This is a genomic window from Paenibacillus sp. 01T431, from assembly GCF_056398625.1.
In genome coordinates this window covers 329,809-349,964 of record NZ_JBFTPT010000001.1, presented here as the reverse complement: position 1 = coordinate 349,964, position 20,156 = coordinate 329,809, and the positions used below count along the sequence as shown (strand labels likewise).

Annotated in this window: 14 protein-coding genes; 3 read left to right on the top strand and 11 right to left on the bottom strand. The window is 47.2% G+C overall.

The window, feature by feature from the left end; all coding sequences use genetic code 11:
* Nucleotides 1-302: 302 nt before the first annotated feature.
* Complete coding sequence (locus AC1DM9_RS01525) at nt 303-1,055, bottom strand: SDR family NAD(P)-dependent oxidoreductase (RefSeq protein WP_441882661.1); 753 nt, start codon at nt 1,053-1,055, stop codon at nt 303-305.
* 162 nt (nt 1,056-1,217) lie between these two features.
* Here AC1DM9_RS01525 and AC1DM9_RS01520 point away from each other — a divergent pair, with 162 nt between their 5' ends.
* Both AC1DM9_RS01520 and AC1DM9_RS01515 read left to right on the top strand, forming a co-directional pair.
* On the top strand, nt 1,218-1,901 hold the full coding sequence (locus AC1DM9_RS01520; protein ID WP_477578156.1) for an HAD family hydrolase: 684 nt from the start codon (nt 1,218-1,220) through the stop codon (nt 1,899-1,901).
* A 315-nt stretch (nt 1,902-2,216) separates the two neighbouring features.
* Nucleotides 2,217-3,545 carry an FAD-dependent oxidoreductase gene (locus AC1DM9_RS01515; RefSeq protein WP_477578388.1) on the top strand — a complete coding sequence of 443 codons (1,329 nt, stop codon included), beginning with the start codon at nt 2,217-2,219 and terminating at the stop codon, nt 3,543-3,545.
* Between the two features lie 103 nt (nt 3,546-3,648).
* Here the strand turns inward: AC1DM9_RS01515 and AC1DM9_RS01510 are convergent, their stop codons facing one another.
* Nucleotides 3,649-4,617 carry a glycoside hydrolase family 43 protein gene (locus tag AC1DM9_RS01510; RefSeq protein WP_441882666.1) on the bottom strand — a complete coding sequence of 323 codons (969 nt, stop codon included), beginning with the start codon at nt 4,615-4,617 and terminating at the stop codon, nt 3,649-3,651.
* Between the two features lie 233 nt (nt 4,618-4,850).
* Between AC1DM9_RS01510 and AC1DM9_RS01505 the strand changes: the two genes are divergently transcribed.
* Nucleotides 4,851-5,765 carry an ArsR/SmtB family transcription factor gene (locus AC1DM9_RS01505; RefSeq protein ID WP_441882668.1) on the top strand — a complete coding sequence of 305 codons (915 nt, stop codon included), beginning with the start codon at nt 4,851-4,853 and terminating at the stop codon, nt 5,763-5,765.
* 37 nt (nt 5,766-5,802) lie between these two features.
* Here AC1DM9_RS01505 and AC1DM9_RS01500 read toward each other — a convergent pair whose 3' ends face one another.
* The 9 genes from AC1DM9_RS01500 to AC1DM9_RS01460 are packed head-to-tail and all read right to left on the bottom strand — an operon-like array spanning nt 5,803 to nt 19,997.
* Nucleotides 5,803-8,790 carry a LamG-like jellyroll fold domain-containing protein gene (locus tag AC1DM9_RS01500; RefSeq protein ID WP_477578153.1) on the bottom strand — a complete coding sequence of 996 codons (2,988 nt, stop codon included), beginning with the start codon at nt 8,788-8,790 and terminating at the stop codon, nt 5,803-5,805.
* A gap of 15 nt (nt 8,791-8,805) precedes the next feature.
* Nucleotides 8,806-9,786, bottom strand: coding sequence for a carbohydrate ABC transporter permease (locus AC1DM9_RS01495; RefSeq protein ID WP_477578151.1), 981 nt, complete (start codon nt 9,784-9,786; stop codon nt 8,806-8,808).
* Between the two features lie 5 nt (nt 9,787-9,791).
* The gene (locus tag AC1DM9_RS01490; RefSeq protein WP_477510409.1) at nt 9,792-10,670 is read right to left on the bottom strand and encodes a carbohydrate ABC transporter permease; all 879 of its coding nucleotides are present in this window, start codon (nt 10,668-10,670) and stop codon (nt 9,792-9,794) included.
* A 2-nt stretch (nt 10,671-10,672) separates the two neighbouring features.
* A complete protein-coding gene (locus AC1DM9_RS01485; RefSeq protein WP_477510408.1) occupies nt 10,673-13,039 on the bottom strand; it encodes a DUF5696 domain-containing protein in 2,367 nt (788 codons plus the stop codon).
* 9 nt (nt 13,040-13,048) lie between these two features.
* A complete protein-coding gene (locus AC1DM9_RS01480; RefSeq protein ID WP_076267169.1) occupies nt 13,049-13,666 on the bottom strand; it encodes a YIP1 family protein in 618 nt (205 codons plus the stop codon).
* A complete protein-coding gene (locus tag AC1DM9_RS01475; protein ID WP_477578148.1) occupies nt 13,650-15,149 on the bottom strand; it encodes a hypothetical protein in 1,500 nt (499 codons plus the stop codon). The genes AC1DM9_RS01480 and AC1DM9_RS01475 overlap by 17 nt, the downstream gene beginning before the upstream one ends.
* Nucleotides 15,150-15,162: 13 nt before the next feature.
* A complete protein-coding gene (locus AC1DM9_RS01470) occupies nt 15,163-16,023 on the bottom strand; it encodes a carbohydrate ABC transporter permease (protein ID WP_256710834.1) in 861 nt (286 codons plus the stop codon).
* A gap of 6 nt (nt 16,024-16,029) precedes the next feature.
* A complete protein-coding gene (locus AC1DM9_RS01465; RefSeq protein WP_076267399.1) occupies nt 16,030-16,989 on the bottom strand; it encodes a carbohydrate ABC transporter permease in 960 nt (319 codons plus the stop codon).
* A 2-nt stretch (nt 16,990-16,991) separates the two neighbouring features.
* Entirely contained in the window at nt 16,992-19,997 is a 3,006-nt protein-coding gene (locus AC1DM9_RS01460) for an extracellular solute-binding protein (protein ID WP_477578146.1), read from the bottom strand.
* Nucleotides 19,998-20,156 lie beyond the last annotated feature (159 nt).

The following is a 20,156-nucleotide window of genomic DNA, read 5'->3' as shown; positions in this document are numbered from 1 at the left end:
GAGGAGTCTAGGGGCGCAGGCGTAACAGTTAAAGATGGGGTTTCACACATAAGCATGGACTTCGCACCTTTGTAAAAAATGATCTAGAAAATAGTCTTATTTTCTCTCCCTCATAGTCAGGCTGTTTTTATGATAATAACTGCTTATAAAAAGCAATGGCAGTCTCAAAAGCAGATAAACTGCTTTTGAGACTGCCTCTTTTCGTTAAACCAATATACTCCATACGGCGCTGACACACTACGAGATCTGCCCCAACACCTCCGCCCTTATGCCATTACACTCGCTCTACATCCCCCGTCAAATTACTCCTCATAAATCATTTTTCTAGTCATACCGCCATCAATTGTGATGTGGGTTCCGGTTACAAAATCATTTTGAGGATCTGTTAAATATAGGCATGCCCGTGCAATATCCTCCGGTTTCCCTACCCGCTTAGACGGATGCTGCTCATGATCCTCTGGGCGCAGCTTGCTGTAATCACCCGTTTCGATCCAACCTGGACATATTGCGTTAACCGTAATATGATCTGGGCCGAGCGAAACCGCCATCGCGTGGGTTAGCGATAGGATCCCGCCTTTGGATGCCGCATAGGCTTCTGAATTCGGTTCTGACATCATTGCTCTCGTAGAAGAAATGTTTACGATAGCTCCACCGCCGGTTGTCCGCATCAACTTGGCAGCCTCACGCGAGCAGACAAACGTCCCGCGCAGGTTCGTATTCACAACGCTATCCCATTCATCAATGGATAGGTCGTATGGCGACTTCCATATGCCAAACCCCGCGTTGTTTATGACGATGTCTAATCTCCCGACAATCGTTTCCAAATCACGCAGCATTTTAATAATGGCATCAGGCTCGCTCATATCGGCAGAAAGAGATAAAGAATCATAACCTGCCTCTTGCAGCAGCAAGCCAGTCTGCTCCAGTCCTTCTTCGTTTTTATCCACTAATACAGGCAGTGCTCCTTGTTCCGCATAAGCTAGTGCAAGCGCTCGTCCAATACCAGCCCCAGCGCCTGTTATGAGTACAACCTTATCCTCGTATGCTGCTTTCATTTTGAATGCCTCCTTAGCCTGTCCTTTTACCTAAAGAGTTTAAAGCAAATCGAAGCAAAATGAAAATCCAAACCGCTTACCTCCATCAAGAGGACAAATACAGCAGCTTCACGAAATAATAGTCAACGGAACAACGGCAGGATTTTTTTGAAAATCTGAAAAATGGAGCTGATTCCTCTGAACACTAAAGCTATTTTTTTCGATTTATTTGAAACGTTGATAACTGAATTTACGGATGGCAAGCGCACCATCAATAGATCCACGGACGATGCTGCACTTCTCGGCATGAATCATGGCGATTTCAAGAATGAATGGCGTAAACGGCAAGAAGCACGAATGACCGGACAATATATTAACTTCATTGAAGTGATGAGAGACATTTTGGAGAAGCAGAATTTACCTTACAACGAACAAATAGTGGAGCACTTGTATCGAACAAGAATCGATGAAAAACAGGCTCCATTTTTAACGATTCAGCCAGCTGTTCTTGCCATGCTGAAAGAGCTGCAAAGCAAGCACATAAAAATAGGGCTTATTAGCAATTGTACAGAAGAAGAAATTCGCCAGTGGAAAGCTAGCCAGCTTGCTCCCTACTTTGATGATGTCATTTTCTCGTATGAAGTTGGCTTAGCCAAACCAGACATACGTATATATCAACTAGCCTGTGACAGGTTAGGCGTATTACCCGAAAATGCAGTATTTGTAGGCGATGGCGGTTCTAACGAGCTGGATGGCGCATACAACGCTGGCTTAAAAGTTTTCCATGCCTTTTGGTTTAATACCTACATAACAAGCCCCTACACAAAGCTGCTCCATCCTGAACATTTGATAGCCCAATTGCCATAAACGAATAAAAACAGATTTTATACTCTGATGATTCACAGCCCCTGCTCTAGTTTATTATCATCCAATCGTATGGATAAATGGTTACTGTGGAAGTTGTGGACAAAACGTGTCAAATAATCTGAAAATTTAATCAATACTGTAAAAACAGCTTGAACACCCCTTGTCAATTTTCTCAAAAGCGAATATGATAAAAGCAATCAAAGGTTGTGAATCTTTTCACACTGTATAGCATATTGTGAATTAATTCACGTTGTTTGGGCGGCTGCCATAGCAGACTACCCTCTACACATCCCATAGGAGGCGTTTTTTATGACGATGAACATTGCTGTTATTGGCTGTACACATGCAGGAACGGCTGCAATTAAACAAATGGCTGCACTTTACCCGGAGGCCAACATTACCGTTTATGAACGGAATGACAATATCTCGTTTCTATCGTGCGGCATCGCACTGCATGTTGGCGGTGTAGTAAAAAATGCTGAGCAGTTATTTTATGCTTCGCCCGAGCAGCTCGCTGAGCTTGGCGTGAAGACGCATATGCGACATGATGTGCTTGCAGTAGATACGGATGCCAAACAAATTGAGGTCCGCAATCTTGTAACTGGCGACGAATTTACTGAAAGCTACGATAAGCTCGTTGTTACAACAGGCTCGTGGCCGATTATTCCGCAAATGGAAGGCATCGCGCTTGAAAATATCGTTCTTTGCAAAAACTACAACCATTCGAAAGAAATTATCGAGAAAGCAAAAACAGCGAACCGCATTGCAGTTATCGGAGCTGGCTACATCGGTATTGAGCTCGTAGAAGCATTTGAACAGCTTGGCAAACAGGTAACCTTAATCGACAATATGGAACGCATTTTATATAAATACTTGGATCGCGAATTTACAGATGTTACAGAGCAAGCGTTGGTTGATAAAGGGATAACCATCGCAACTGGCCAGACGGTTACTTCGTTCAAGGGCAGCGAGGGCCATGTAACGACGGTCATCACGACAGCTGGAGAATATGAAGCAGATCTCGTCGTGCTTTGCATCGGTTTCCGTCCTAACACTGAGCTGCTGAAAGGCCAAGTTGACATGCTTCCAAACGGCGCAATTATTGTGGATGATTATATGAGAACGAGCAAAGCTGATGTATTTGCTGCTGGCGACAGCTGTGCCATCCACTATAATCCAACAGGGCAAAACGCCTATATTCCTTTAGCCACAAACGCTGTCCGCATGGGAACGCTCGTTGCCAAAAACCTGATGAAACCAACGGTCAGATATCTCGGAACACAAGGCACGTCGGGTATAAAAATTTACGATTATAACATTGCATCGACTGGTTTAACGGAAACAGGCGCACTTGCTGCGGGAATGAATGTGAAAAATGTCACAATCATTGATAGCTACCGACTTGAGTTCATGCCTACCTTTGAGCAAGTGACTTTAAAGGTCGTATATGAAGCGGATAGCGGCAGAATCGTTGGCGCACAGGTGTTATCGAAGGTTGATCTCACCCAGTCGATTAATACGTTGTCGGTTTGCATCCAGAACGGAATGACGATGGAGGAATTAAGCTACGTCGATTTCTTCTTCCAGCCGCATTACAACAAGCCATGGAACATGCTTAACCAAGCTGGCTTGCAAGCTGTATAATTTTATAAAAGCTGCAAGGATGGCACCCTGCCATCCTTGCAGCTTTTTTATTATCAATTAATAAACAAAAGCCGCCCTGTTACAGGCGGCTCTTGCCTATTCACTACAAATTATCAGCCGGCGGCTTCCCGAAATCAGGGGTTCCATCAGCGTTCCACGTAAATATCTTGGCGCGGGCGTGACGATTAGGATCAAATAACGGATCGCCTTCAATATCCTTGTAGCTGCGAGCATGATAGATCAAAATATCCTGTTCCCCATCCTCAGATACGGTGAAGCTATTATGCCCTGGCCCATATTGACTATTTTCCGGGCAGCTTGTAAACACTGGCGTCTGCGTCTTTACCCATGAGAGCGGATCAAGCAGATCACTGTTCTCCTCAGCAGTCAATAAACCCATTGCATAGTTATGATTGGTGGCGCTGCCGGAGTAGGTCATAAATATTTTCCCGCCCCGCTTCAGAACAGCCGCTCCCTCATTTACCATGAAACCAATGACTTCCCAGTCGAGCTCCGGCTTCGTAATCAGTACCTGCTTGCTCTTCAGCGTCCAAGGATTGCTCATCGAAGCGATATACAAATTTGTATTGCCTTGAATGGCTGGGTCTTGCTGCGCCCATACTAAATATTGCTCGTCATTATGCAGGAAGCTTGTCGCATCAAGCGAGAAAGAATCCCAATCCGTAATGATCTGGCCCCTCTCCGTCCACTCGCCCTCAAGCGGGTTAGCCGAATCATTTTCAATAACATACATGCGATGCCTGAATGGCGCATCTGCCCTTGCGGCAGCGAAATATACATACCATTTTCCAGCGATAAAATGCAGCTCAGGTGCCCAAATATTGTGGCTCATTGGTCCCGAATCGTGTTTTTTCCATACCACAACCTGCTCAGCATCGGTAAGTCCTTCCAGCGTTTGTGCTCTTCGCAGCTCAATCCGATCATACTCCGGCACGGAGCCTGTGAAATAATAATACCCGTCTGTATGCTTCACAACCCACGGATCTGCTCGTTGCTCTATTAACGGATTTCGCAGCTGCTTCTGCGACTGTTCAGATGCTTGTGTGCTCATGTTTCTCTCAGTCCTCCAGCTAATATTTCTATTTTTATAAAGTAACTTCATTGATTCATTACTATAAATACGAAGGGTTTCACCGACTAAATATAAATTGTCAAGGTTTCTCTTTGCATATAAAATAGATAAGATATATCAGAATAACATTTTCATTAACGAATTCGACTTCATATTTTCAATCACAAGCTGTATGGCGAATCCAATGTTAAAAAATTGAGCGGAGTGAACGTATGAAAATTGATATTTCAGATACTCATTTACCCATCTATGAAGCATTAGCCAGCGATGTAAGGCTTAAAATCATACAATTGCTTGCTCTGCAGGAGATGAACATCAAGGATCTCGCACAAGCGCTCGAGCTGAGCAGCCCCATTATGACGATGCATGTGAAAAAGCTCGAAAAAGCCGGTTTAATCAGCTCCGAGATGGTTTCCAGCAGCGGCGGAACCAAGAAAATGTGCAAACTTATCACTGATAGCATCGAGATAGATTTCCCGTCAACACGGCGCCCAGCGCTTCGCACTTATCATGAGTCCATCATTTCCATCGGTCACTACACCGACTTTGAAGTGGAGCCTACCTGCGGCCTCGCTACGACTGCTAAAGTCATTGGCATGTTCGATGAGCCGCGTTTTTTTCTCGATCCTGATCGCATTAATGCCAGAATCCTTTGGTTTAGCAGCGGCTTTATTGAATACAAAACAGCCAACTTCTTATTGAAAAGCGAGAAGCCTACAGAGCTCGAAATATCGTTTGAAATTTCCTCCGAGGCTCCTTTTGCCAATGACAATTGGCCTTCGGATATTTCCTTTTACTTAAATGACACCAAAATCGGCCTTTGGACGAGTCCTGGCGACTTCGGCGGCAAACGCGGAAAGTATACCCCCGATTGGTGGTGGGATGAAATTAATCAATACGGCCTGTTGAAGGTGCTGAAGATTACGCAAGCCGGAACCTTCATCGACGGTCAGCAAATATCCGATGTTACCCTTGATGATGTCAACATATTAAGCAAGCAATGGAAATTCCGCATAGCAGTCGAGAAGGACGCCGAAAATGTCGGCGGCGTTACGTTATTCGGCTCTGGGTTTGGCAATTACAATCAAGACATCGTCTTTAAGCTTTATTATGAAAGGAACGAATAAGAGCTTGCGGCGCGAGCTGCTAGCTCTCCATCCCCTTTTACGGTAAATTTTTCAGCCTAAAGACCGTAATGGATTGTTTCGCAAGCTCCAGCGTAAATATGTTAGACAACCCATCAACAGCCTGCTCCTTAGGCAGCACGGCTTCAGGCTCCGCAAACGAATTCTCCACACCTATATCCGCTTGGAGCGACAGCTTCGTTCCTTGCGGGGCTATCGTTTTCCCCTTTATTTCAATAGACGCATTCACTGTATAGTCATTGGCATTTACGATTTTCAAAATGATCTCATCTGTCTTCTCATCTCTGCCCGCTATGAAATAGAACGGCTCCTCTCCTTGTTTACCGCCGCGTCCCGCCTCGTACGATTCGCCGCTGCGCATGCGAATTGAAGCTGGCAGTACCGAGCTCGCAACATGATTGCTGAACATTTGCTGCACATAATAGTTCGGAGTCCCGTATACTTCAGCATTGTTGAACCAGATTAAATCCGGCGACCACTGTGTATACCCTTCCTTACCGAACAATGGTGCATAGGAAGCCATAGCTACAACATCAGAATTCCGCTCCAACCCGACCATGAACGCCGCTTCAGCCAGCGCTGAACCGAAGCTGTTGCTGCGTTTGCCGTTATGTGCTGCATATTCGCCTACGAACACTTTTGGCCCATTCCGATCATACGTATCATAACGATTCGAATTCGCTATAAACCAATTAGGATTCATATAATAATGCTCATCGACGATATCTGTTGGCTTATCCTTCTGCCACCGCCAAGCATCATCAAATATAGGACCAGAAGGCGAAGGACCCGCAGACGCAATAAGTTTAATAGTTGGATACTTCTCTTTAATTGCAGCTGCAAACATTTCGTATCTTATAAAATAGTCCGTACCCCAATGCTCGTTGCCAATCGCAAGGTAATGAAGCCCAAACGGCTCAGGGTGTCCATTCTTCGCCCGCTTCGCTCCCCATTTGCTCGTTGCAGAACCATTTGCATATTCGATCAGATCAAGCGCATCTTGGATATAAGAAGCAAGCTCCTCTATCTGCGCTACGTCTGACTGACGGAATTGATCGCCCATTCCTGCATTTACGACAGGCAGCGGTTCTGCTCCAAGATCCTCGCTTAGCTGGAAATACTCATGGAAGCCAAGCCCGTAGCTTTGATAATAAGGTGTCGTTAAGCCGCCGCCGCCCCACATATTCGTATTTTGCTTTCGTTCGGACGGCTCTCCAATCGAGTCCTTCCAATTGTAGCGATTGCCTATCCCATCTCCGCCTACGATGCTGCCTCCGGGGAACCTTACGAATGACGGCTTCAAATCAGCCAGCATGCGGACAAGGTCTGCACGCAAGCCGCCTGGCCTATTCTTCCATGTGGATTGCGGGAATAACGAGATCATATCAACGTCGATCTGACCGTTACCACTCGCACCCAGCACTAATTTAGCGTTTAGAGCTGTTTCAGAAGCTGTTATTGTCCCCTTCAGCTTCGTCCAATCCGTTCCCATTTTCTCGGCTGTGATTGTCGTTTCGCCAAGCCTTTTGCCGCTATCGTCTTCTAGATAAGCAGTAAGCTTAAGCGTTGCATGGTTGCTGCTTCTTGCATACATCGAGAAATCATATTTCTCACCTTGCTGCAAAGCCATTCCGCCAAAACCACTATTTACGATTGCAAACTCATCTTCTAGAGCTGGAGCCCTCACCTGCATCGATAAATAATGTGGATTGTTTGCGTTCAGCGGCGCTTTATCCGCAACTTCTACTGCTCCGTCTCCAGATCCAGCTTTTCTTACCGCCCAGTTCCAGAATGAATCGCCGAATTCGAAGGAGCGATTCTCAATCAATTCTGCATACACGCCGCCATCACCAGCAAAATTGATATCCTCAAAGAAAATCCCATATAAGGTATCACTTACAGGAGCGCCCGTCTGATCCGCTTGAATGGAAATCGCGTAATCCGCTGCCCCTTCCTCCCATATGCGAAGCGGTATTTTTTTCTCCCCCGCTGCTTTTCCTTTGTTGACCATTGCCGTTAACGTTGCTTCAACATCTCCATGTCCGCTTGCCGGTCTAGTAACTGTGCCATCTGGCGCAACTGTTTCTTCATGATCAGAGGACCAGACGATGCTTGTGCCACCCGGTCCACTGCGCGGCAGCTCTAAAGATTCCATAACACGGCTGCTGCTTGGAAGGGATAACCATTCAACCGCAATAGCAACGGTATCCTGATCGTTCATCCCTTCAGTCAGTTGATCAGCAATTTCATCAGCGGATAGAGCTTCGCTATAAATCCGCACCTCATCTACTTTGCCGGATAAATACGGGTCGACGTCAAATTGCGATTTTCCGATATAATTGCCTGTCGTACCCGCCATATCACTCGGCTTGATTGATAGATCATCATTGCGGGCGATTTCATGCCCATTCAAATAAAGAATGCCCGTGCTGCCAGACCAAGTGAAGGCAATATGCGTCCAGCTGTCCGCCGGAAAATCCGTTTCGGTGCTGATCATTTGCTCGCCGCCGCCATTCTTGATCGCGAGCTTCATCTTGCCTGTTTCTGACATCGGGGTGAGAAACAAATAACGATCCACTCCGTTTCCGAAATCGAATATACGCTGCCAAGTTCGCAGATCGTTAATGTTTACCCATGCAGATATCGTCAGCTCATCCAAACCATTCAAAATTGCCGTAGGCATCTCCGCAAAGGCACTTGATCCATCCAGCTGCAAGCTGCTTCCGAACTTGCCCTCTTTCTGCAGCACGCCGCCGCTCAGCGTCCCAGTATTATCATGACCTGATGCGTCCAGCAATTCATTCGGTGAAGCGCTCAGTTCCGACTTCTCCGTATGATCGAAAGTGTAGCGCAGCAGCAAACAATTTTGATAAGCCTGCCGCTCATCTCGCTGGGCTGTTTCCTTTATATTAGGCTCCTGCCGCTGGCTGAAGACAATCCAGATAACAGCTGCCACCAATACCAGCAGCAATATGGCAGCCAGCTTCTTCAGACGTATGTCAATCAAGCTGCATCTCTCCTACTATTCACCTGCGATACCGGAACGCTCGACGCTCTCGACGAAATAACGCTGCGTGAACATATACAAAATAAGCACCGGCAGGATCGTTAGCATAACCCCAGCCATAACTTGGTTTTGCAGCGTCGGCGCCATGCCGAGCGTACCTGAGGATACCGAGCTGGATGCCTGCTGAAGATCCAGATTCGCATTGCCGTTGAAGAAAGCCATATTTTGCGCCAGATTGAAATACTCTGGAACGAGTAAATACATATTCGGCTCAAACAGGTCATTCCAGTGCCACACGACCGAGAACAAGAAGACAACCAGCATGGCAGGTTTCGCGAGCGGAAACATAATCATCCAGTACGTCCGGAACGCACCCGCGCCATCGATTCTTGCCGCTTCCTCCAGCACATTCGGCAGCGTTCGGTAAAATTGAATAAAGATAAGGACGAACAAAGAGCCTTTCAGTCCGTGTCCAAGCAGCGCCGGCACAACGAACGGCAGATGCGTATTTACCCAGCCCAAGTCAAGGAAAAAGGTAAACAACGGTACAACGATCGTCTGCGGCGGCACAAGAAATGTAAATACAACCATCGCCAGAAACAACGCTTGACCGGGAAAACGGTAACGTGCGAAGCCGTATCCTACAATTGAACAGCTTACGACTTGAAGCATCGCGCTGCCAAATGAAATGATGGAGCTGTTCAGCAGTCCCGGCCAGAAGTTGATTTCCTCCTTCGCGATCGAATAATTCGTTAGATTAAACTGCTTCGGAATCCACTGAATCGTAGCATCCGCTACATCCTCCGGCCGCATCAGCGATTTTGATACCATATAAAGCAGCGGATAAACGAAAACAAACGCCAAGCTGAGAATAACGACATAATAGAAAATCGTTCCGATTACGCCGCGTCCGCGCTTAATCCAAGTAATCTTCCAGACCTCTTCCGCTTTGCCTTGAAGGTCGGCATATTTTTCGGTCATGCTAGGTGAATTCATGCCCTCTACCCCCTACCTTCGGTTGCTGACAAGCTTTTGCGGAAGATGAAGAATACGACCGCTAGCACAACCGAAATCACAATAAAGTAAATCCAGCCCATTGCCGAGCCATAAGCGTAATTATTCGTTTTGAACACATTGTTCATAATGTGATTCATAATTTGGTTATCTGTTTTGGTAAACGAGTTGACGACGCTGTAAAGCGTGTTGACGAACAGCATCGGCATAATCATCGGAAACGTAATCTTCCAGAAGCTTTCCCATTTTGTTGCGCCATCACATTTGGCTGCTTCATATAACGCTGGCGAGATTGTCTGCAAACCCGCGATGAAAATCAATATTTGCACGCCCGAATCCCACATGACGAGGGTTAAAGAATCTGCATATTGAAGCAGCGGGTCCAAGATGCTGTCCGGTATAAAAGCGTTTAGCTTGCTGTAAAGATCGTATTGATAGAAGATCGGGAGCTGGGCAGCACCCTGCTCCAGCAGCTCCCTCAAGATGGCGCCGGAAGCGATAATAACCGGCAGAAAGAATATGCCGCGGAACAATGTACGGCCGCGAAACGGACGATTAAGCAGCAATGCGCTGAACATCGCAAAAATCAGAATAAGCGGTACCTGCGTCAGCATCGTTGTCAGCGTAGCTTGCAGCAGCGGCACAAAATCGATGTCAGTCGTAAAGGCAGCCCGGTAATGGGTCAAGCCCGTGTAAGATGCCTTTAGCCCTGCCTTCGTAACCTCTAAATTGTTAAGCGAATAATAAAGTGATTTGCCAAGCGGAATGACCATGAACAGTAAGAAACCGATAACCCATATGGAAATGAACGAGTATCCCTCAAAGATGTGGCGGCCTCTCATCGAGAGTCCAATTTTTTTGCCCATGCTCATTTCCCTCCGTTCTGCATGAGATATCCTGCCGCAGGAATAGATAAGCCGTCAACCGTCGCTGAAGCACTGCCGTAATTGACAATAACCTTTGTTCCATTCGCATACGTTGTTTGGTATACGTTATTGCTCAGCTTCTCATGATCAGCAATCGTCTGATTAGCAATCGCTTTGTAAATAGACTCAAGCTCGTTATATTGCGAAACGGCATCATCAATCCATGTCCTATATTCGGAGCTCCACAACCGATCCTCAAGCGTTCTTTGAAGCTTCGTTGTAGGCTCATAAGTCAGCTCTAGACTAGGCAGCGCACCATACTCTACCATCCGAAGCAGCTCGTTCTGGGCATCATTTCGCAAATTGATTGGATTAGCCGTATAAGGCACCAGCCCGCGTACCGCAATCTGATAGAAAGGAACCGTCTCGTCGTTGTAAATAAAATGGCTGGAATCAAGCGGTGCTCCGCTAATGCCATCAATATGCCCAAGCATATAAGCAAATCCATAATCGACTGACGCTCCGCCGGTAGTCTCCCGAATAGCATCCGCAGCTTTCACCCAAGTTGATGCTGTCTCGCCGCGCGTTGTCAGCGACTTCGGATCGATATCGGAGTACAATGTATTTCCCCAAAAGCTAAGATGGACACCAGAGATGCCAAGCTTAGAATAATCCTTCAGCTCTTTGTTCAGATGTTTGCTGATGACACGCTCTGGCTTCATCCAATAATAAAGTCTACTGTCGTCATTCCATCTGCTGCCAATATAATAGTCCGTACTTGGCGCTACTTCACGATCCATGCCGCGAATGGCATCTTTTGACTTCTTCATGCCGTCGCTATCGGCGATTGCTCGGGCATAGTTTGCTTCCAAATAAAGCGAAACCCCTTTATTAGCGGCATAGGCGGCAAGATCCTTCAAATCCTTTGCTCCGCCCAGCTTCTTCTCCACTGGAAAGTGATCCGGCTGATCGCCATATAAACCATCATCAGACCATCCGGAAAACGTAAGCTCTAAATTCGCGATTCCTTTTTTCTGAAAAGCATCAATAATTTCACGCGCTTGATCGAATGTCGTCATCGAAATGAACGTATTGCCAAGCACCTCATCACGCAAAGTACCGCCAAGCAGCTTCACCTTAAAGGGAACTGCCGTTTGCTCCAAAGGCTTAACTCCTTGCTCTTCTTTCAGAAATTTACCATATGCCTGTGCCATTCCTACATAATCAGCTTCCTTGTCTTGAAGCAGTACGTAACGCAGCTGCCGATCGCCTTTGATCCAGTTGCCTTGGAAAAATGGGATTTCACCCGATGTCCCGATGAAAATCACATCGCTCCAGCGGTATACAAATTCCGCCGACGTCCGGTAATAGGAGATCGCGCGGATGCCTGACGGCGTTCCATTAATCTTCGCATCGTATTGACCTTTCGTTACGATACCGAGCGAACCTACATCGTCGCGGTAATTGCCGAATACCGGCAGCGCAACCATTTCTTTTGGAGCAAGCTTTTGCCGCCACATTTGATCAATATCCGTATGTGATTGCGTAACGTAAGCCGGGTCAGCGCCATAGATCATTTCGGAGTAACCCGCAAAATACTGCGGATGCTTCGCGCTGTATTTCATAAGCGCGCCGGAGCCGTCCGGCAGGAAAATCGCTCCTTCCTCCGTATCCGCAGCAGCGTTCCAGAATGGCAGCGGCTCAATACTTACAAACTTTGCTTTGCCCGCTTCCTTAATGGATGCTTCCGGAATCGAAAGTTCGAAGCCTTTCTCATTCAAGCGATATTCAATCGCAAACTCCAGCTTTTCCTTCACGAATTGGAAGGTTACTTTCGCCCCGCCATCAATCGTCTCGATCTTCAGCTTGTTTTCCTTTTCCTTTGCTAAGTACGTTTGTACAGTATCCGAGCCCTCTGTATACTTCACATGAACGGCGGCATCCATAAACTTCTTATTATTAGGCATCGTCGTTCTAGGTAGCTGCGGCGTCCCCAGCCATTCTTTCTTGGTTCGCTTGTCAACGAGGCGAACATTGCCTGTTTTATCGTCGATGTACATCTTGTAGCTGCCGTTCTCCGCAATTTGCTTTGTAGCAGATACAGGATACAGCTTCACTTCGCCTTGGTCAGCTGGCTCCGCGGTCTCTGCAGCAGACTCTTCTGCTGGAGCCTCCGAAGCTGCTGTTGAATCCGAAGCCGATGCGGCATCTTCATCCGTAGTCGTCTCCGTCGCAGTCGCAGTTGCACTCTTGCCCGCGTCTTCCTCCGCTTGAACACGGGTTTCGCCTTCCACGCTCCCGAAGTGAGGGAATATGCTGACAACGAGCAGCAATGCCACGATAATAAGCCATTTTCGTTGTTTCCTCATCTCGTCCACCTACCTTCGGAAGTTTATTTCTTTGAACATGTCGATTATAAAGTTAAGGAGTTGATTGATTAAGCCAAACATCAGAATACCAATAAACCAAATAATTAATATGCCGACGATGCTCAGCACCGTAATCCAGATCATTTTGCCAAGCTCAAAATCATGAACGATTCTTACCTTTAGCAAGAGCAGCCATCCTACCCAGTAAAGAGTAAGATTGATTAAAAACGAATAAATAGAGCTTTCATCCAGCGCCAAAATATTCGTTAGCAGCGTGATTGGGATAATAAAGATCGCATAAGGAACCAGCGCAAATGCACTGCCGACAAACACTTCCTTAAATTTCCCTTCTCCTTCAAGAATCGCACTGACGCCCCAGTTCGATATCGTCCACGTTACCCATGGCACAACGATCCATATCAGCTCATGTACAAACGAGATCTCATACGTTTCTCTCGTCTCGAACGCATACCCCGTAATTAGAATGGCAACCATTCTCGCGATATAAGCCAGCGCGACGATGAACAACGCTTGCCCCCATTTAATGCGGCCCGGCTCCTGAATATCGTGGTAAAAATCGATCGGGTGCACGAGCACCTGCCGCATCATTTTAAACGTTGCGATCATAAGGCACTCCTCCCTTCACCTGAACCACTTTAGCCGACTTGCGGTCTATCAGCATCGCAGAAGCTCTGCGCCAAACAAAAGGTATGATGTAGCGCAAAAGCACGATAAGCACGATAATGGCTAAACATATCCATGCAAAATGCTCTCTAATATATTCCTTTCGATATTCCTTGAAAGCGACCGAGTAATCGTAACGCGATCTTGCCAGCTCAAAATACTCCATAGCTCCCTTATAGTTTTCCGCTTTATAGAGAGACTTGCCGATTGCGAGATAGGCTAGATCAAAGTTTGCATTCAAATGCAAAACCTCGTTCCACATTCCCTCCGACTCTTTGTATCGTCCATCAACGAATAACCGCGATGCGTCATGCACCAGATCTGCAAATGGCGTCGTACGGAACAAATCGATGCGATTGCGTCCTTTATCGACCACATACACCGTGCCGTCTGCTGACTGATCAAGGCTTGATGGCGTTATAAACAAGCCGTTCTGATCGCCGAGCCCTCCAAACACGAACAAGAAATTCCCAAGCTTATCGTACTGATAAACTTTGCTGGACTGAAGGTCAAGTGCGGTGATAACACCGTCCTTATCTACAGCTAGATCAAGAAACGACGGTACTTCGAAAGGGCCAGCATCAAAACGTCCACCGTACCTTTTAGGAACAATATTGAGCGTATCCACACCAACAGGCGATAAACGCTTCAATTGGTTCATTTCTGTTCCAAGTGTGGACGTGTAGACGAAACCTTCCTCATCCTGCACCGCATTGGAGAACTCGAGCGGCTTAACGACTGACAATTTTGCCTTCTGCTCCTCCGTTGCAACGAGCTTAACGAACAATCTGCTCCAGCTGAAGCCTACATGATTCGCACCATAAAACCCTTTAAATTGCCCATTTGGATCAATTTGAATGAGGCCCTGTGTGTTTCCGTCACTCACGACAAACATGTAATTCCGCTTATCCACGAGCAGCTTTGATGGAGAATACGAGAAAGTTGCTCCGAGCAGCGGACTTTCAGGCTTGCCGAACTGCTTCTGGAATTTCCCGTTTTTATCAAAAATAGCGATTCGTTGGTTTTTGGTATCCGCTACATAGATGGTTCCATCCTGCTTCACGTAAACGCCTTTTGGCTCGTTCAGCTTGCCGTCGCCTTCTTCGTCGCCGATAATGTTCAGCACCTCATGCTTCCCATCCAAATGGACGACCCGGCTATTTCCTGTATCCACGATATAGATCGTTCCATCGTCAGCAAGGAAAATATCTTCTGGCGAGCTAAATGGTCCAGTTGATAGGTTATAACCGTCAATTGAGCTCTCATACATGTACCCGTTGATCGAGTGAACATCTTGGCCCAGCTTATTTCTCGTATACCCTTCATAAGGAGAGGCCGCGATCGTTTGAACAGGTAGAGCTGTAACTAGCATCAGTAAAGCGATAGCTGTACTGACAACGAATCGGAATATCGTAACCTGCTTCATCCCGGTTGTCCTCCTACTCTTTCAGACCTGAATGCGCCATCGTTTGCAGCACTAAGCGCTGCGTTACGATAAAGACGATTATCGTCGGCACAATCATCAATAAACTTGCCGCGGCAAGCGTGCCGACACGCGCAACGACGCCGTATCCACCGCTTAACGTCTGGATTGCCAGCGGCAGCGACTTCATATCCTGATCGGTCGTATAGACCATTGCTGGGTATGGATCATTCCAGGCTGATATAAAGCTGAATAGTGCAAAGGTCGCGATAGCTGGCTTCAGCATCGGCATGACGACAACCCAGAACACCTTCCACTCGGATGCGCCATCCATGCGTGCTGCCTCCAGCAAAGCATCCGGGATTTGGCGCAAAAACTGCGTCATGAGAAACATCCCTATCGGAGCCGCCAAATACGGCAAAATCATCGCCCAATACGTATTGATCAAACCGATTTTGCTAATGAGCAAATATTGCGGAATTTGCACGACCATTGGCGAGAACATAATTGCAAGTACGACCATGTTGAATATAGCGCTGCGAAACGGCATATTGTGCTTCGCCAGCGGATACGCTGCCATGGCCGATACGAGAATGCCAAAGCCAACAATACAGGAGCTGATCAGCAAGCTGTTAAAAATAAACCTGGAGAACGGAACGCTTGTCGTTCCCGTTATGAGCAATAAATCGCGAAAATTGACTAATGTCGGATTGTTCACGAAAAATCGCGGCGGAAACAGGAACAGCTCGCTTGTTGGTTTAAAGGCTGTAGATACCATATAAACCAGAGGGGCAAGCATCAAGAGACCGAACAACGTTAGAAATAGATAAAGGAAAAACCCTCCCCAATCCTTCCTGCCTTTCACTGCGCCAGTCATATCGGTTCAGTCCTTTCCTAGCCATTTGAATATGAGACGGTTTAGTCCGATCATCATGACGAACAGCACAACAGCGATCGCCGCAGCGTAACCCATCTCAAACTTGATAAAGGCATAATCGAATAAATGTGTCAAAATCGTATGGCCTGCATAAAGCGGACTCGGCAATCCGACGAGCTGCACGCTGACATCAAACACGGTCAATGAGCTAACAACCTGAAGCACTGCGCCGAACAGCAATTGCGGCTTTACGGATGGAACCGTAATATAAATGAGCTGCTGCCATCTATACTTAATTCCGTCGATTTCCCCAGCCTCATAAAGATCCTTCGGTACGTTCTGAAGTCCGGCTAGGAAAGCCAAGAACCCTACCCCCATCGACATCCATAGCGAGACGATGATGATAACGGGTACGATCGAATTAATATTTTGCAAAAATAAATAAGGCTCATCGATAATGCCCAGCTTCGAAGCAAAATAGTTAAGCAAGCCTTTGCGGTCGCCCGCAAACAGGTAGAGCCATACGACCGACATCGCCGTAGCGCTCGTAATGGACGGCGTGTAATAACAAAGCGTATAGAAGAAGCGGTATTTTTGCGGAATTTGGCTGATGAGCCAAGCCAGCAAGAACGCCATCACATAGCCGACTGGCCCTGTAATGAACGCAAATTTCAACGTAATGCCAATCGCCTTAAGAAAAATATCGTCGTCGACAAACAACAGCTTGTAATTGGAGAGACCAATAAACTTTGGCGCCTCCAGAATGTTGTAATAGGTAAAGCTGAGTACAACCGAAGTGACGACCGGTACGATCGTAAACAAGGTGAACAGGATAAGAAATGGAGCGAGAAACAGGTAGGAAACCCTGTTTCTCTTCATTTCATGCCACAGCAAAGACAATTTGCTCGGTTTGCGGAGGCGTTCCGCTGCCGGAGTGACCACGGTTGCCGCTGAATCAGTGTTCATTTTCACGGGCTGTCGCCTCCTTTGAAAGTTGCTTGACTGGAAGATGCAGGCGCATCATTTAAACCAAATTCCTCGCGCTTCTTGCGCAATTCCTTATCGATTTCCTTAACGCCTTCCTCCACCGCTTCACGCGGTATTTTGCCATTCAATACGATTTGGTTCCAAATATTCGCGATATGCCTGGTCGTGTAGTAACCGCCAATGACAACCTCGCGCTCCTTGAACCATTCCCACTGCTCGAGAATCGCGTTAATATCAGAGGATTGCCAAGGCATCCGCTTCAGCGCCTCGATATTAGCGGTATTCCATCTTGCTTCTACGCCAAGCAGCGCTTCAAGCTCGGAGCCGAATCTTTCCTGCGTATCTGCACTCGTCCACCATTTCAGAAATTCCCATGATTGTTCTTTCATATCGGTATCTTTGAAAATCATGCCCGTTTGCGCGAGGCCGCCGGTTGAACGGTTAATTTGCCCGTCCTCCTGCTCGATGCCCGGCATCGGCTTCATGCCCCACCAGCCTGTAAGCTCCGGCGCTGCAGTAGATAGCAGCACGTAAGTGGAATAGTCCGCCACCCCGATTGGCATTTCGCCGGAACGGAAACGGTTATAGAAATCGGCTTGCTTCGAAATTTTAAAGTTCGTGAACAATCCTGTCCAAAGCTTGAATGCCTTTATCGCCTCTGGCGAATCAAGGTTCGAATATTTACCGTCTTCACGGTAAAACTCGCTGTTTTGCTGGAACAGGAACGGCGCAAACTCATTAATCGCAAGCGCCGGATTATTCGGAGCATGCGGGTAGAAAAAGTCCATTCCGTTTTGCTGCAGGATCGGAATAAGATCCATAACCTCCTGCCAAGTGTCTGGAATTTCAGACTCGGAGATGCCCAGCTGCTGCATAATATCTTTGCGATAGAACAACATGTTGAAGTTTTGATTTTCTGGCAACGCGTAGCTGCCGTTATTATATTTGTAAGGAATAAGTGCACCTGGCCTGAATCGAGCGGCCACTTCATCGTAATCGTCGTATTCCTCCAAGTTGACCAATCCATTGCGCACAGCATAATCAATTGGAATTTCACCCTCTACACCAAGCGCAACATCTGGCGCTAAACCCGCCGTGCTTGCCAGCAAGAGCACCTGCATCTGCTGAGCCGGAATCACGTTGACATTTACTTTGATGCCTGTTTCTGTGGTGAAATCCTCATCAATCATTTGCTTAATAATGTCGACCCAGTCGCGCCCTCTCGCTACCCAAACGTCCAGCACCTTCTCGTCTTCATACACGTTGCCGATACCGCCGTAGTTTTTCGTGAATGAGCTCGTAAAGTCGTAAATCATCGTCCCGGTTCTTGCCAGCCAGCCTGCATCAGGCTTCGGCCATGCCGTATCTGGCGATTTAATGATGAGATAGTCAAGCAGCAAGCTCTGCTTGCTCAGCCCATTCACCCATGTTCCAAGCGATGCCTGCAAATCATTGAATTGCAGCATGCGTCCTGGAATGGAGGTTGTATCGTTAGACATGCTGAGCAGCACGTCGCGCGCTTCGTAAAGCGGACTTACTTCAGAGCTGCCCTTGTCAACGCCCAGCTCATAAAGGCCTTTGATCGTATCATCGAAGCTCTTGGCCATAAGCTGCAGGCGCGGTACGAGGTTTGCGATATTTTGCTCCAAGCGCCAGTCGCCATTCGGATCGGGGTTCGTACCCGTAACTTGAATAACCTCACGGCCGAGCAGTGACATTTTGCGTGTCGTATCTGTAACCGTCTCGAGCATTCGCCCAAGCGCACCAACCTGAACCTCCATTCGAATCGTATGCTTGCCCTTTTCTAGATAATAGAGATAGGGCTCATTGCTCTCGCTGTCGCCGCCAAACTTAGCAACTTGGAACTCCGCCTTATAAGGAAAAGAAATTTCATTCATTTCTTTAAATGGCAGCTTGCCGTCAATCGTTACCGTCCGCTGTGTTGGCATTCCGTTAAGAAACCATTGCCCATAACGTGCTCCGATTTCGTACAGACCGCTTTCAGGCACCTCAATTTCCCATTCCGCCCACTGTCCGCCCGTTCGCCAGCTAGCGCCGCCGAACGTGTTAAGTACAATAGAATCTTTTTTGAATGGCTCTGTTAACGGCTCGCGATCCTCGATACGCTTCAGCGTCGGATCGGATTTTAAGGTCGACAGCTCGGCCTGCGCCTTAATAAGCTGTCCCGCTGTTTTCTTGTAGCCCTTCTGTTCATATGTGCTGGCAACCTCGGCGTAAGTTGGTAGCTTTACCGGCGAGTAAATGTCAATTTTCCCAATTGCCGCAGGCTCCCTAACCGCCTGAAGGCGCAGCGTATGCTTGCCCTTTGTCAGATAGAAACGAAACGGCTCGTACGTTTTGCCTTCTGCATCACGGAATTCCCGGTATTGCCAACCGAATGTCTCTTCCCTGCGTGGATTGAATTCATTATTCTGATTGTCAAACCATGTTTTTCCGGCTTCCTTCCACATCCTTTGGAATTCCAGCTTCTTCGCTTGGAAAAACGGATATTTTCCGTCAATTTGCAAGCTGCGAACGACGGATGAGCGCTTGCCCTCCATCGCGTAATAGCTCATTCCCATTTGATAATAGCCATCCTGCGGCACTTCAAAGGAATAATCCGCCCAGCTGTCCTCATCTATAAGAGCCAAGGCTTGACCTGACTGGTCACCTAAGCCCGAAACGATTTGTGTTCCTGACTCGCTGATTCCCTCATAATCTGTAGAAGACAGCGTGATGCTGAAATCCGTCATATCTGACGCTCCTTGTTCACTCCAGCTGTCTACATATTTATTAAAAGACGGCTCCAGCTTGCTGCTGGCGTCTTCACCTTCCAAAATTGACGATTGATCGATTCCAGCATCCAGCGCAATTCCAGCCATCGCATCATCGTTGTAGCCCCTTGAATTATTCCACCATAAAAAGAAGCAGACTAATGCGGCAATGACAACCAATGTTACCTTATACTTGCTTAGCCAATGAATCACCAAGGAGCACCCCCTTGCCATACTAGCGTAAACGGCTTGCGTCATTTTAAGGCGGCGCAGCTATCGTTTCGCGATAAATGTTAAAACGTATCGTTGTGTTATCATGCCGAATCATCCTTCAATGAAGGATGATTCGGTTTTCTGATAAAGGAAGCAAAA